Source organism: Streptomyces sp. NPDC002734 (genome assembly GCF_040295685.1).
In the GTDB taxonomy this organism is placed as follows: domain Bacteria; phylum Actinomycetota; class Actinomycetes; order Streptomycetales; family Streptomycetaceae; genus Streptomyces.
The window spans coordinates 1-14,382 of the sequence record NZ_JBEOVU010000043.1; the positions used below are offsets into that span (position 1 = coordinate 1).

Below are 14,382 nucleotides of genomic sequence, written 5' to 3' on the forward strand. Positions count from 1 at the left end.
GGGACTCCTTCTGCGGGCTGCTGACGCGGATGAACGACGCGCTGTCGGAACGGATGGCGGGGCGGGCGGCCGGTGCGTGCGGGGAGCGGGAGGGACCTGCGGGACCTGGCGGCTCTCCCCACCGGGCGGGGGTGCACCGTAGGGCGGAAGGCGTCAGGTTTGGTGAAGGGACGCAGGGGCAACTGTGGCTTCCGGACCCGGGACCTCCTGTCCTCCCGGGTCCCCCGCGACGCCCTGCGCCGTGCGGCCGTCCCTGCATCACGGAGGTCCGTCGGTGAGCCCCGCCCCGATACCCCAGCCCCCTGCCGGAGCCGCTGACGTGGCCGACGACCCGGAGATCACGCGCCTGCGGCGTCGACTGGAACGACTGCTCGGCGTGGCGGCGACAGAGGGGAACGAACTGGTCGCCCTGCGCAACGGCGACGAGATCTTCCCCTCGATGCTCGAGGCCATCCGCACCGCCGAGCACACCATCGACATGATGACCTTCGTCTACTGGCGGGGGCAGATCGCCCGCGACTTCGCCGCCGCGCTCAGCGAGCGGGCCCGCGCGGGCCTGCGCGTGCGGCTGCTCCTGGACGGCTTCGGCGCCAACCGGATCGAGAAGGATCTGCTGGACACCATGGACGACGCGGGCGTCGAGGTGGCCTGGTTCCGCAAGCCGCTGTGGCTGTCGCCGTTCAAGCAGAACCACCGCTGTCACCGCAAGGTGCTGCTCGTCGACGAGACCGTCGCGTTCAGCGGCGGCGTCGGCATCGCCGAGGAGTGGGCCGGGAACGCGAGCGGTCCCGAGGAGTGGCGCGACACCCATGTCCGGCTCCGCGGGGCCGCGGTGGACGGACTGGCCGCCGCGTTCGCCCAGAACTGGGCCGAGGCGCACGACGAGCTCTTCGACGACCGGGACCGCTTCCCCGCCCACGCCCAGCACGGCACCGCGGTGGTGCAGGTGGTCCGGGGGTCGGCGTCCATCGGCTGGCAGGACATGCAGACCCTGCTGCGGGTGATGCTCACCTCCTCCCAGCGCCGCTTCCGGCTGGCCACCGCGTACTTCGCCCCGGACGCGTACTTCGTGGAGCTGCTCTGCGCGACCGCCCGGCGCGGCGTGCAGGTGGAGATACTGCTGCCCGGCCCATACACCGACCAGCGGGCCTGCCAGCTCGCCGGCCAGGGCTTCTACACGCGGCTGCTGGACTGTGGCGTCTCGATCCACCAGTACCAGCCGACCATGCTGCACACCAAGATCGTGACCGTGGACGGGGTGGCGTCCCTGGTGGGCTCCACCAACTTCAACCGCCGTTCGCTGGAGCACGACGAGGAGGTCATGCTCGCGGTCCTCGACCGGGACTTCACGGCGACCCTCGACGCGGACTACGACGCCGACCTCGAACGCAGCGTCGCCATCGACCGCAAGCGGTGGCGCCGCCGGGCCGCGGTGCAGCGGCTGAAGGAGGCCTCGGTCACCCCGATCCGCCGCTTCCTCTGACAGGTTCGCCTCTCGCAGGGCCTCCCGTCCGCGCGACGGCTTCCGCCGCGCGCCTCGCCCGCGCCCCGACGCCTGACTCGCCCCGCCGCCCGCCCGCCCGGCCTCGACGCCCGCGTCCGCTCCCGGACCACGCGGGCGCCGAGGGCCGGGCCCGCTCCGGACCCGGCGCCTCCCCGCGCGCGAGTGACCAGGGCCGGGGGGCCCGAAACCCGGTCGGGCATGGGACCGCGTTCTCGGGGGACCCGGATGCTCCGGCGCAGCGGAGAAGACGGCGAGGCCATGAACACTGTCGAACAGTCGATCGATGTCGAGGTCCCGGTCCACGTGGCGTACAACCAGTGGACCCAGTTCAAGACCTTTCCGCGCTTCATGGACGGAGTGAAGCGCGTCGAGCAGACGCAGGCGGCGCTGACCCACTGGGTGATGCGCTTCGGCGGGCGGACCGTCGAGTTCGACGCGGAGATCGTCGAGCAGGTGCCCGACCGGCTGTTGCGCTGGGAGGCCCTGGACCCGCCGCGGCACACCGGCACGGTGTCCTTCGAGTCGCTGGGCGACGACCGGTGCCGGGTGACGCTGCGGCTGGAGGCCGAGGGCACGCCCCGGCTGAGGGACCGGCTGGGCTCGGCGCTCGGCCTGGTGACCCGCTGGGCGGAGGGCTCGCTGCGCTGCTTCAAGGAGTTCGTCGAGGGGCAGGGCCGCGAGACCGGCCACTGGCGCGGCGAGATCAGCGGAAGCCATGTGCGCCCGGGCACCCACCACCACAAGCCCCAGGTGCCGACCTGGCCGATCGGCTGACACCACCCAACCGAGGAGAGAACACGTGCAGAAGCCGTCGAGCGAGGAGAACAGCGGCGACCGCCTCGAGGTGACGCCCCCCAAGACCTGGGCGGCGGGCGTCCCGGCGGTGGTCCACGCGATGGAGTACTCCCTCTCCCAGACGTCGCCCCGCCGGACCGGCCTCACCCTGCTCAATCTGAACCAGGAGCCGGGCTTCGACTGCCCCGGCTGCGCGTGGCCCGACCCCGCTCCGGGGAAGCGCCCGATGAACGAGTACTGCGAGAACGGCGCCAAGCACACCAACGACGAGGCCACCTCGGCGCGGGTGACGCCCGAGTTCTTCGCCCGGTACTCCGTCGACGAGCTGGCCGCGAAGTCGGACCGGTGGCTCAACCAGCAGGGCCGGCTGACCCAGCCGATGGTGAAGCGGCCCGGCGCGAGCCACTACGAGCCGATCAGCTGGAGTTCCGCCCTGGAACTGCTCGCCGACGAGCTGAAGGCCCTGGACTCCCCCGACGAGGCCGTCTTCTACACCTCGGGCCGGGCGAGCAACGAGGCCGCCTTCGTGCTTCAGCTCTTCGCCCGCGCCTTCGGCACCAACAACCTGCCCGACTGCTCCAACATGTGCCACGAGTCGAGCGGTTCGGCGCTGAGCGAGACCCTGGGCACCGGCAAGGGCACCGTCAGCCTGTCCGACATCCACCACGCGGACCTCATCCTCACCGTCGGCCAGAACCCGGGCACCAACCATCCCCGGATGCTCACGGCGCTGGAGGAGACCAAGCGGCGGGGCGGTCGCATCGTCGCCGTCAACCCGCTGCCGGAGGCCGGGCTGGCCCGCTTCAAGAACCCGCAGAAGCCGCGCGGCGTGGTGGGGCGCGGCACGCAGATCGCCGACCGCTTCCTGCACATCAAGGTCGGCGGCGACCTGGCGCTGTTCCAAGCGCTCAACGTGCTGCTGCTGGAGGCGGAGGAGGCCGCCCCCGGCACCGTGCTGGCGCACGAGTTCATCGAGTCCCACACCACCGGATTCGACGAGTTCGCCGAGCACCTGCGCTCCTCCTTCTCCTGGCCTCGTGTCGAGGAGGCCACCGGGCTGACCCGTGCGGAGATCGAGGAGGTCCGCGACATGGTGCTGGAGAGCCGGCGGGTCATCGTCTGCTGGGCGATGGGCATCACCCAGCAGAAGCACGGCGTTCCCACCATCCGCGAGCTGGTCAACTTCCTCCTCCTGCGCGGGAACGTCGGCCGTCCCGGCGCGGGCGCCTGCCCGGTGCGCGGCCACTCCAACGTGCAGGGCGACCGCACGATGGGCATCTGGGAGCGCATGCCGGACGCCTTCCTCGACGCACTGCGCGAGGAGTTCGGCTTCGAGCCGCCGCGCGAGCACGGCCTGGACTCGGTGAACTCCATCCGCGCGATGCGGGACGGGAAGGTCAAGGTGTTCCTCGGCCTGGCGGGCAACTTCGTGCGCGCCACCCCGGACAGCGAGGTCACCGAGGCCGCGATGCGGCGCTGCCGTCTGACGGCGCACATCTCCACGAAGCTGAACCGCTCGCACGCCGTCTGCGGGGAGACCGCGCTGATCCTTCCGACGCTGGGCCGTACCGAAAGCGACACGCAGGCCGGCGGGGAGCAGTTCGTCACCGTCGAGGACTCGATGAGCCAGGTCCACGCCTCGCGGGGCGTGCTGGAGCCGGCGTCGAAGCACCTGCTGAGCGAGGTCGCCATCCTGAGCCGGCTGGCCCGCAACACGCTGGGCGACAAGGTGCCGGGCGCGCGCTGGGAGCGGTTCGAGGCGGACTACGGCTGCGTCCGCGACCACATCTCGCGGGTGGTCCCCGGCTTCGCGGACTTCAACACCCGCGTCTCGCGCCCCGGCGGCTTCGGACTGCCCAACCCCGTCAACCACGGCCACTTCCCGACGACGAGCGGCAAGGCCGTGTTCAGCCGCAACGAGTTCGAGGCGCTGAGCGCCCCGGAGGGTCACCTGATCCTTCAGACGCTGCGCTCCCACGACCAGTGGAACACCATCCCGTACACGAACAACGACCGGTACCGCGGCATCCACGGCTCGCGGCGGGTGGTCTTCGTCAACCCCTCGGACGTGCGCGACCTGGGGCTGGAGGAGGGCGCTGCCGTCGACCTGGTCGGCGTCTGGCGCGACGGCGTCGAGCGGCGCGCCGAGAACTTCCGCGTCGTCCCCTACCCCACCTCGCGGGGGTGCGCCGCGGCCTACTACCCGGAGACCAACGTCCTGGTCCCGCTGGACAGCGTGGCCGACGTCAGCAACACCCCGACCTCCAAGGGCATCGTGGTGCGCCTGGAGGCACGCGAACGCGCCGGCGCCGAGGTCCTGACGGGCGCCGCGGCCGAGGGCGACGGCGCCGCCTGAGAAACCGGTTGCTCCCTGGCGACGCCCGCTGAAGCATGGCGCCATGGAGAGCCGACCGAGCAGCACCGCCACCGCACCTCCGCCCGCCGCGGGGGTGCGGTGCTCGTGGTGGGACGTTCCGCGGGCCGTGCGCGACCGGGTGGAGGCCGGGCTCGGCTCCCCGGTGGAGGGCGCGGAGACCCAGACGGGCGGCTTCTCCCCCGGCGTGGCCGCCCGGGTCCGCCTCGCGGACGGCAGGCGGTTCTTCGTCAAGGCCGTGGGCCCCGAGCCGAACCCCGACGCCCCCGGGCTGCACCGGGCGGAGGCCCGGATCACCGCCGCCCTCCCGGCCGGGGCTCCCGTGCCGCAGCTTTTCCTGAGCCTGGACGTCGCCGGATGGGCCGTCCTGGTCCTGGAGGACGTCGACGGCAGGACCCCCGCCCAGCCGTGGCGGCCGGACGAACTCGCCCGGGTCCTCTCGGCGGCGGATGCCCTGTCGGCGCTCCTCGACCCGTCTCCCCTGCCGGTGCCGACCCTGGAGCAGGCCTGCGACGGGCAGTTCCGGGGGTTCCGCGCACTCGCCGGGGCCGCCGGGGACGAGGGCGAGGCCCTGCGGGCGCGGCTCGATCCGTGGGTGCGCCTGCGCCTGGAGCGCCTCGCCGACCGTGAGGCCGGGTGGGCGGCGGCCGCGGCCGGCACCGCCCTGGTCCACGGTGACCTGCGGGCGGACAACATCCTGCTGACCGCCCGACGCGTGATCTTCGTCGACTGGCCCTGGGCCGCGATCGGCGCGCCGTGGTTCGACGTGGTGGCCACGGGGCCGAGCGTCGTCATGCAGTCGGAGGATCCGGACGCCGCCGTGGTCCGCCTCGACCGGCATCTGGCCCCCCGGGGCGCCGATCCTGAGGACGTCACCACGGTGCTGGTCGCGGTCGCCGGCTACTTCCTGCACGCCTGCCTGCAGGCACCGCCGCCCGGGCTGCCGACCCTGCGGGCCTTCCAGCGGGCGCAGGGCGAGGCGGCGCTGCGGTGGCTGCGACGGCGTCCGGGCGGCTGGTAGACCACGGTCCCGTCGGGCGGGCGGGCGTCAGAAGGGGCCGGAGCGCAGCGGGGGCAGGACCAGCTGCCGCCGCACCGGGGCGGCCCGGGCGTCGTCGCGGGACTCGGTCTCCAGGACCAGTTCGTTGGTGGGCAGGATGAACGCCCGGACGGTGAGCCGCTGGTCGCGGGCCAGCCGGGCCTCGCGGATGGTCCCTCGGACCAGGGCGTCCAGCGCCTGGCTCGCGGTTTCGACGTCGCCGAACCAGGACGCGGCGGTCAGCCGCGTCCGCAGGCGCAGCCGGGCGCCCGGTCCGGCGCACGCGTTGGCGTGGAACTCCTCGGCCCACCGCCACGGCACGTGCTCGGGTTCGGGCAGCGGCAGGGCCGCGGGGCGGTGGACGCGGGTCTCCCGCTCCCCCGCCGGGGCGGCGGGGCCGGGCGCCTCGTCCGGGCTGTCCATGGTGCCTCCTTGGTCGCGGCCCGCGCACCGGGCCTTCCCCCATGCTCGGCGCGCGCCGCCCCGACTGCCTGAGTACACCTACTCAAACCGGGCGACCTGGGACCACCCGCCCGTAACACCCCCACCGGCCGTACCTCCTTCCCCCGCACGGCGGCACGGCGCGTCGGTGACCGGACGGCTCACGCGCGGGGTGACGGGACGACACCGGGCAGCGGCAGCCGGGGGAGAATCGGCCCATGGCTCCACGCATCGCGCCCGTCCCCGTCTCCTGGGACCGCATCGACAGGTGGCTGGCGGTCCACTCTCCGGACGGCCTGGCCGTCCTCGCGCCGCCGGTGAAGGAGGAGGAACTGCGGGAGGCCGCCCGGGTCCTCGGGCGTGAACTCCCCGCCGAGCTGGCCGAGTCGTTGCGCTGTCACGACGGGGCGACCCGCTGGACGACCGTGCTCCCCGAGCAGTCGCCGCTGTCGGCCGCCGAGGTGGCGCGCCATTGGCACATGTACGGCGGCATCGCGGCCGAGAACGACGGGCTCAGGCCCCTGCACGGGGACGACGAGCCCTGGTGGCATCCGCGGTGGATTCCCTGGGCGGAGGGGGCCGGCGGCGACGCGCAGGTGATCGACACCCGGCCCGGCCCGGACGCGGGGAGGCTCGGGTGGGCCGGGCACGGCGGCGGCGGGGACTTCGTCGACTCCTGGCCCGGCCTGGGCGCGCTGCTGCACGCGGTGGCGGAGGCACTCCATCACGGCGGCGGTGTACGGGACCTGCACCCGTTCCTGGGCGCGGACGGCGTCCTGCTGTGGGAGGAGGCGGGGAGCCGGGACGTGCACGGTTCCCCGCTCGTCCCGGCTCCCGTCGGGCTGCCCTGAGGCGTCGGGCCGGTGCGGTACAGCCGGTCCGTCAGGAGGTGACCGCGCGCAGGCGGATGCGGGTCACCAGGTCCTCGCCGCGCGGGCCCGCCGCGGACTTGTCGAGGACGTAGGCGGTGCCGCCTTCGATGCGGACGTGGTTGGGCAGCGGTCCGGTCGGCACCGTGGCGACGACCTCGGTGGTGCACGGGTCGACGACCGAGACGTCGCCGGCCAGCCGGTTCACCACCACGACCTGGCCCGAACGCGGGGAGACGTCCACGGACTTGGCGCCCGCGCCGGTGGGAACCGTCGCGGTGACGGCGCCGGAGCGCAGCGAGACGACGGTGAGCGTGCCGGTGGTCTGGTCGGCGGTGTAGGCGGTCCGCCCGTCCGGGGACAGCGCGATGCCCAGCGGGCCCGCGCCGGCCGGGAGCAGGCGGGGGTTCGCCTTCCCGGGGCGGACCTCGATGATCCGGCTGCCCAGGTGGTCGGCCGCGTAGACCGCTCCGGTGCGCTCGTTCACCGCCAGCCCGGTGGGCCCGCTGCCCTCGACGGCGACGCGGCGGACCTCCCGGTAGGTGCGGCTGTCGTAGGCGACGAGTTCGCCCGAGCCGTAGGCGCTGACCCACGCCAGGTCGCGCCGCTCGTCGACCACGACCTCCCGCGAGTGCTTCGCGCCGGCGAGGGTGGCGAGGTGACGGCCGTCGCGCTGGCTGTAGACGGCCACCGAGTCGTTGCGGGTGTTGGTCACCCAGAGGGTGTTGTGCTCGTCGTCGACGTCGATGCCGTAGACGGCCTCGGGGGTTCCCGCCTCCGACACGGGCACCGGGTAGGTCGCCTCGACCTCGAGGGTGTCCGGGTCGACCTTGACCAGCTGCGAGCCGGTGACGGGGGCCGGGGGCATGCCGACGGCGGCGGTGGCCCACAGCGCGTCGTTCCGCTCGGAGTAGGCGGACTGGTACAGGCCCGCGGCGAGGGGGGCGGCCGCGACGCCGGCCGGGGCGCCGGCCCGGACGCTCGCCGCCGGGGCGCTCGGGGCGGCGACGGCCGCGGAGACGGGCAGCGCGCCGGTCACGGCGAGGGCCACGGCCACGGCGGTGAGGGTGCGTGCGCGGAGGGACAGGGTCCCGGAGGAAGGCCGTGCGGACATGGGCGTCGGATCTCCATGAGGGCTCGGGAAAGGCCGACGCGGCGTCTCTCGGCCCGTCGGCCTGTCGTCCGCCGCAGCCTAACCCGGGCCTCCGGCGGCCCCGGTCACCGGGGCCGCCCCGCCCGGGACGCCCGCGCGCCCCAGGTCAGCGCCGTGCCGGACGCGGGATTCCCTCCAGCAGCCAGTGGGGACCCACCGTCCAGCCGAGGAACCGGCGTCCCCCGTGCGCCTCGACCGCCTCCCCGACCGCCGCGTTCAGCAGGCCGCGGACCGCCGGAGCGAGCCGGGCGGTGACCCGGGCGGGTCGGCGGCCGGGGCCGTCCGCCTCACCGGCGAGCCAGGCGAGGACGCCCTCCCGCTGCGGCGGGGAGCACAGCGAGAGGAAGAACACCGCCTGCCGCCAGGCGTAGGCCGCGTCCTTGACGGTGCCGAGCGGCCGCGGGTTGTTCTCGAGCCGCTCGACCAGCCGCCACACCGTCAGGAACGCGTCGCGGGCAGGGCCTTCCCAGCCGTCGCGGGGCGCGACCCGCGCCCTGGCCACCAGGGTGGCGAGGTTGTGGGTGGTGAGGATCTGGGCCTGTTCGATCACCATCCCGTCGGCCGCCACCGACCCGGACCCGCGGACCGCCCCACCCGCGGCGTCCCGTGCCCGCCGGGAACACAGGGCGGCGAAGTCCGCCGCGTCCAGGGCGCCTTCGTCGAGGCCGTAGTACCGCTCGTACGGCGTGCCGGCCAGGAGTTCGCCCGCGATCCGGGCGACCGCGGCGAACTTGGGGCTGAAGGAGCCCATGAAGATGTCCGCCGCCAGCTCCTCCACCATCGGCGCGTCCAGCCCCGACTGCCGTGCCAGTGTGCCGAGTTCGCGGACCAGCGGGTTGGGCAGGAGGGTGCCCGGGAAGGCCGTGAGGGCCAGTTCCCCCAGTTCGCGCAGCACCGCGGCGGGCCCCTCGCCGCCGTCCTCGGGACGGCGCAGCGGGACGACGGCACGGATCCAGGGCAGCTCCTCCACCCTGACCTGGGAGGCCAGGTTCAGCAGGAGCAGCGAGCGCCGGCCGCGGAACGCCCGGTAGACGGCTGCCGTGAGGGTGCGCAGCGAGGCGTCCTGCCAGCCTCGCGCCCAGACGGCGCCCACCAGTTGGGGCGTGAGCTGGGCCAGCACCTCCGCCGAGGGGACGACGCCGCGCTCGACCAGGGTGGCGACCGGCGCGCTGAGCGCCGCCTCGACCGGCCTGCGCACCGCGGGCGGAACGATCGTGCCCGCGGGCGGCCCGCCGGCGGCGGCCTCCCGCGCGGTGACCGGTCCGGTCGGGCCGGCGACGTCGGTGAGGCCGGTGTCCTGGGGCAGCTCGGCGAGACGGTCCGCCACCAGCCGGGCCATCCGGTGGTGCGAGGGGAGCGCCGCCTGAACGGCCTGGACGCGGCGCAGTTCGGCGTGGCGCGGTGAGCCGGGCACGCCCCGCTTGCGCACCATGCCGGTGACGGCGGCCCGCAGCAGCCCGAGCAGGCGGGCGTCCGGGGTGCGGCCGGCCACCGCCTCCTCCAGGGCGGCGCGCAGGACGCCGAGGTTCTGCCGCGGGTCGCGGTGCCTGGTGCAGTAGGTGTGGCGGGCGGCGAGGTCCTGGTAGCGGCGCAGCAGCGCCGCGCCGCGCTCACGCCAGGCGTCGTCGGGGACGCGGGCGAGCACCACGCCGTCCTCGGCGGTCTCCAGCCAGTGGGTCAGCAGGGCGTCGCCGAACGGGTGCCAGACGGCGAGGGCCTCCCGCTGGGCCTCGACGCCACGGTGGGGACCGCGGGCGTTCAGGGCGGCGCGGGCGTGGCCGACGGTGACGCGGTGCACGGTGTCGGGCCCGGGTGCGGGCCGCTCGGCGGGGCGCGGGAGGAAGCGCAGCCGGTCGGCGAACGGCTCGAGTTCGCCGACCAGGTCGACGGCCGCGTCCGTCTCGCCCGCCCGGCCCAGCCAGGCCACGGTGAGCAGGGCGGCCTCCTCGGGCACGGCCACCTCGTAGGCGCCGCTGTCGAGCAGTTCGCCGAGCCGGGACAGCCCTTCCTCGGTGAGGAAGTGGTCGAAGAGCGCGCGGCGGTCCGCGGGCAGGCCGGCCCGTCGGGCCGTTTCTCTCTCGTAGGGCTGCAGCGGGCCGCCCGCGCTCGGGGCGCCGGTGGCGAAGCCGCCGTGGGCGACCTCGAGGGTCACCCATGCGGGCAGGCCGGCGACCGGCGTGCGGGAGCCGACGGTCAGCCGTCCGTCCGTCATGGCGCTCAGCACGGCGCGCCACCGCTCCCCCGTGCGGCCCGCTCGTGCGCGGACCTCGGGGTCGTGATGGGTGCGGGCCGTGGTGAGCGCCTTGGCAAGCTGCCCGAGCGGGTAGCCGGTGCCGACGGTCGTCGCGGATCCGGTCGTGGTGCGCTGCTGCTCAGCGTTCTCGTTCATGGCCGACGTGGCGGGTTCCGCCCCCGCGCCCTCCAGGTCTCAAGCCTGGCGCTCCGACTGACTGAGCTACACGTCGTGGTGCCGCCGATTCTGTCGGCGTGACCGCCCGGCGTTCAACCGACTTTCGGTCACGGGGCCGCCCGCGCCGACTCCGTACGGGTGAATGGGGAATGCATGCAGTGCCTCGGTCGCTGGACCTTGGCGACGATGGCGTGCAGCTGACCGGAAAGGATGTACCCCATGGTGGACGTCGGACGCTTCGGCATCTGGAGCGGCAAGCTCCGGGAGGGCGGGGACGAGGCGGTGGAGGCCGTCGCCGAGCTGGACCGGCTGGGTTTCGGAGCCGTGTGGTTCGGCATGGCCTCGGTGCCGGCGGCGGGCGAGTTGCTGGCGGCGTCCTCGCGTATCGCGGTGGCGACCGGCATCCTGAGCATCTGGCAGTACGACGCGGCGATGGTCGCCGAGCAGGCGGCGGCGGTGGAGGACCGGCACCCGGGGCGTCTGCTGCTGGGGCTCGGCGTCAGCCACGCGCCGCTGGCCAAGGACTACCGCAAGCCGTACTCGGCGATGGTCGACTACCTCGACGCGCTGGACTCGGCCTCCGCGCCGTTGCCGAAGGAGTCGCGGGCCCTGGCGGCGCTGGGTCCCCGGATGCTGCGGCTGGCCGCCGAGCGCACCGCGGGCGCCCACCCCTACCTGGTGGACGCGCAGTTCGTGGCGCGGGCCAGGGAGACGCTCGGCGCGGGTCCGCTGCTGGCGCCGGAGGTGAAGGTGGTGCTGAGCGCGGACGCGGCCGAGGCGCGCCGGATCGGGCGGGAGACGGTCGACATGTACACCCGGCTCCCCAACTACACCGACAACTGGCTCCGGATGGGCTTCGAGGAGAAGGACTTCGCGGACGGCGGCAGCGACCGGCTGATCGACTCGGTGGTGGTCTGGGGCGACGACGACACGATCCGCTCGCGTCTCGCGGAGTTCCACGACGCGGGCGCCGACCACGTCGCGGTCCAGGTCCTCGACGGCTCCCCCGACCGGCACCCCCGCGAGGGCTGGCGTCGCCTGGCCGACCTGCTCGAGCTGCGCTGACCGCGCGGGTGGCCCCGGGGGCGGTTCCCCGGGGCCACCCGTGGTGCGGTGCCGACGGGCCGGGTGCTCGCGCCCCGGCCCGCCCGCGGCTCAGGCCGTGACGAGGGTGAGTCCGTACCGGCCGAGGATCTCGTTCACCGGCTGGAACCAGGTCTGGCCGCCGCTCGAGCAGTTGCCCCAGCCGCCGGAGGTGACGCCCTGCGCCTGGTCGCCGCTGATGAACGAGCCGCCGGAGTCGCCGCCTTCGGCGCACACGCTGGTCCTGGTCATCTGACGCACCGCGCCCTGGCTGTAGTTGACCGTCTCGTTCTTGGCCTGCACGGTGCCGCAGTGCCAGTGGGTGGTGGAGCCGGAGCGGCAGATCGACGCCCCGACCGGCGCCTCGTTGGAGCCGCGCACCAGTTGGTCGGAGACGGTGCCCCAGCCGAGCACCACCGGCACGGTCCACCAGCCGCTGCCGACGTTCACCCAGGCGTAGTCGTTCTCGGGGAACGACGAGCCCTGGATGTTGCCGATGTAGGTGCGGTCCCAGCCGCTGACCGACTGGCCGGCCCCGCCGCAGTGCCCGGCGGTGACGAAGCCTCCGACCACGGAGAAGCCTATGGAGCAGCGGACGTTGCCCGTGTAGAAGGGGTCACCGCCGACGGTGCCGGCCGCCAGGGTGCGCGGCGCGCCCGGAACGCTCTCGACGGTCACCGGACCGGCCGCGCGGGCCCGGTCCAGGAACCGCTCGACGGCGTCGTCGGAGCGGCTGCCGTCGGCGACGTTCACGACGACGGTGTTGGCCTGCGGGTCGACGTGCCAGCCGGTGACGCCTTCCGGGGCGTCGAGCCGGTCGACGCGTCGCTGCACGGCGGCCAGTTCCCGCGCGTCGTGCCGGACCGTGCGGACCTCCGCGCCGGTGGCCTTCACCGCGCGGCGGGTGCGGTCGGGGGCGTCCGCGGTGACGGCGACGGTGAGGCGGCCGGTCTTCGCGTCGAACCAGGAGCCGCCGTAGGAGTCGCCCGCGGCGCGGCGCGCCGTGGGCTCGAGCGCGGTCGCGCTCTTCTCGGCGGCGAGGCGTTCCTCGGCCTGTGCGGCGGTGAGGCCGAGGTCCTGCCGCATGGCCCGCAGCAGCCCGTCGGAGGCGGGCGCCTGCGAGGCGGCGGAGGACCGGCCGTCGTCGGCCGAGGCGGTGGGGGCGGCCGCGGTGGCCCATGTTCCGACGACGAACAGGGCGGCGAGTGCGCCGCGGGTGAGGGCGTTGCGTCTCATGGGGGGGTGCCTTTCGGTTCGTTCCGGCAGGGGGTCGGTGGAACCAGGGATCTCTGAGAGCGCTCTCCCGGCCGGCCGACGGGCGCGCGGCAGACAGGGAGACGGGAGGGGCGGAAAGGGAGGGAGAGGGGGTGGGGCGGAAAGGCGCGGCGGGGTCAGGCGCCCGCGCCGACCTCGATCGTCCAGGACGTCGGAGCACCGTCCTGGAGGTGACCGTCGACCGCGGGCGCACCCGTGGGGCCGACGTCGTCGTAGGGGAAGGCGTAGCCGATGGTGGCGTGCTCGTGGACCAGCCGGGCGTAGTGGTTGGTGATCGCGTGCCGGTAGTAGCGGTCGGCCGGCACGCCGTCGGGCTGGTTGTCGCCGCCGGACACCAGCAGCGAGCTGCGGTTGAGCGCCGCCGCCAGCCGGGCGGCCACCGCGCCGCGGGCGTCGCCGCCGGAGTTGTGGAGCGGGCCGCTGGCGCAGCCGAAGATGTCCACGGCGCTGGGCCTGGTGAACGGCACGCCGTTGTCGTTCAGCCCGGCGAAGGTCAGCACCCCGCCGGACACCCGTCCGGTGTACTTCCCGACGGAGCCCTGCCCGTTCACGGTCAGGTCGGTGGTCTCGTAGCGGCGCCAGACCTCGTCCAGGTAGGGCTGCCAGTAGTCGCCGAACCCGGTCGGTGAGTGGGCCGGCGCCATCACCCGGACGACCTTGCCCGCGTCGTCCGTGGCGACCAGCCGGCCCCAGGGGGCGCCGTCGGCGGCGTGCTGGGCCCGCAGGCCCTCCGCGATCCTGCCGAGCGCTCCGGCGGGCAGGGGCGGGACCGACTGCGAACCGGCCGCACCGGTGCTGGACATCGCGACGGGGAGCGCCACCATGTCCACGTAGCTGATGTTGGCGTACAGGTTGGCGCTGTTGTAGGTGAACTCGCAGAAGGTCCAGTTGGTGCGCCAGTTGGGGTCGCTCGCGGTGAGCGCGGGCTGGACCATGCCCGGTGCTCCCCCGCCGTTCGCGGGGTTCACGAAGAACTGGAGCTTCGCGCCCACCGAGAACCAGACCCGGCCGCTGATGACGTACTGGTTCAGCGGCACCCGCACCCCGGACGAGCCCGAGGGTCCCAGGGGTATGGAGTGGTCGGCCACGGGCGTGAGCACCGAGGACGGGCTCGGCAGCCGCCGGAAGACGCCGTCGGCGCCGACGAAGCCGGGCCATCCGGACTCGTCTGCGCCGCTGATGTAGGCGTACACGGTGTCGCTGCCGGAGGTGTTGCGCAGGGTGATCGGCAGCGACGCCGCCGCGGTCGAGGACTCGCCGGCCTTGGCGCGCTCCGGCCTGGCGAGCAGCCAGGCGGGCGCTCCGAGCGTGGCGGCCGCGCCCGCGACCATGAAGGATCGTCGGGAAACCACGTGTTCCTCCTGAGATCGTCCCGGCACGACGCGCCATGACGGCACGCGTCCGGGAAGGTGGGGGGTGTTCAGGCAGGTGGGCGGGGC

11 protein-coding genes and 1 tRNA gene are annotated in these 14,382 nt (G+C 74.4%); 6 read left to right on the top strand and 6 right to left on the bottom strand.

Annotation, left to right across the window (positions count from 1 at the left end; genetic code table 11):
- Positions 1-319: 319 nt before the first annotated feature.
- From ABT026_RS28630 to ABT026_RS28645, 4 genes are all read left to right on the top strand, one after another.
- A complete protein-coding gene (locus ABT026_RS28630) occupies positions 320-1,483 on the top strand; it encodes a phospholipase D-like domain-containing protein (protein ID WP_351118075.1) in 1,164 nt (387 codons plus the stop codon).
- 279 nt (positions 1,484-1,762) lie between these two features.
- Positions 1,763-2,278, top strand: coding sequence for an SRPBCC family protein (locus tag ABT026_RS28635; protein ID WP_351118076.1), 516 nt, complete (start codon positions 1,763-1,765; stop codon positions 2,276-2,278).
- Positions 2,279-2,303: 25 nt separating this feature from the next.
- Positions 2,304-4,655 carry an FdhF/YdeP family oxidoreductase gene (locus ABT026_RS28640; RefSeq protein ID WP_351118077.1) on the top strand — a complete coding sequence of 784 codons (2,352 nt, stop codon included), beginning with the start codon at positions 2,304-2,306 and terminating at the stop codon, positions 4,653-4,655.
- A gap of 43 nt (positions 4,656-4,698) precedes the next feature.
- Positions 4,699-5,694 carry a phosphotransferase family protein gene (locus tag ABT026_RS28645; protein ID WP_351118078.1) on the top strand — a complete coding sequence of 332 codons (996 nt, stop codon included), beginning with the start codon at positions 4,699-4,701 and terminating at the stop codon, positions 5,692-5,694.
- 27 nt (positions 5,695-5,721) lie between these two features.
- Here the strand turns inward: ABT026_RS28645 and ABT026_RS28650 are convergent, their stop codons facing one another.
- Positions 5,722-6,135 carry a hypothetical protein gene (locus ABT026_RS28650; protein ID WP_351118079.1) on the bottom strand — a complete coding sequence of 138 codons (414 nt, stop codon included), beginning with the start codon at positions 6,133-6,135 and terminating at the stop codon, positions 5,722-5,724.
- 236 nt (positions 6,136-6,371) lie between these two features.
- On the opposite strand from ABT026_RS28650, the gene ABT026_RS28655 reads away from it, so the two are divergent.
- Positions 6,372-7,004 (top strand): SMI1/KNR4 family protein, encoded by a 633-nt coding sequence (locus ABT026_RS28655; RefSeq protein WP_351118080.1) that lies wholly within the window; start codon positions 6,372-6,374, stop codon positions 7,002-7,004.
- 31 nt (positions 7,005-7,035) lie between these two features.
- On the opposite strand, the gene ABT026_RS28660 is transcribed toward ABT026_RS28655, so the two are convergent.
- From ABT026_RS28660 to ABT026_RS28670, 3 genes are all read right to left on the bottom strand, one after another.
- Positions 7,036-8,136, bottom strand: a complete 1,101-nt coding sequence (locus tag ABT026_RS28660; protein ID WP_351118081.1) for a YncE family protein — start codon at positions 8,134-8,136, stop codon at positions 7,036-7,038.
- 145 nt (positions 8,137-8,281) lie between these two features.
- Positions 8,282-10,564, bottom strand: a complete 2,283-nt coding sequence (locus tag ABT026_RS28665; RefSeq protein ID WP_351118082.1) for a hypothetical protein — start codon at positions 10,562-10,564, stop codon at positions 8,282-8,284.
- A tRNA-Ser gene (locus ABT026_RS28670) sits at positions 10,564-10,640 on the bottom strand. Before ABT026_RS28670 ends, ABT026_RS28665 begins: the two co-directional genes overlap by 1 nt.
- A 164-nt stretch (positions 10,641-10,804) precedes the next feature.
- Here ABT026_RS28670 and ABT026_RS28675 point away from each other — a divergent pair.
- A complete protein-coding gene (locus ABT026_RS28675; RefSeq protein ID WP_351118083.1) occupies positions 10,805-11,650 on the top strand; it encodes an LLM class F420-dependent oxidoreductase in 846 nt (281 codons plus the stop codon).
- A 90-nt stretch (positions 11,651-11,740) separates the two neighbouring features.
- Here ABT026_RS28675 and ABT026_RS28680 read toward each other — a convergent pair whose 3' ends face one another.
- Entirely contained in the window at positions 11,741-12,904 is a 1,164-nt protein-coding gene (locus ABT026_RS28680) for a S1 family peptidase (RefSeq protein ID WP_351118084.1), read from the bottom strand.
- 155 nt (positions 12,905-13,059) lie between these two features.
- Complete coding sequence (locus ABT026_RS28685; protein ID WP_351118085.1) at positions 13,060-14,295, bottom strand: beta-1,3-glucanase family protein; 1,236 nt, start codon at positions 14,293-14,295, stop codon at positions 13,060-13,062.
- Positions 14,296-14,382 lie beyond the last annotated feature (87 nt).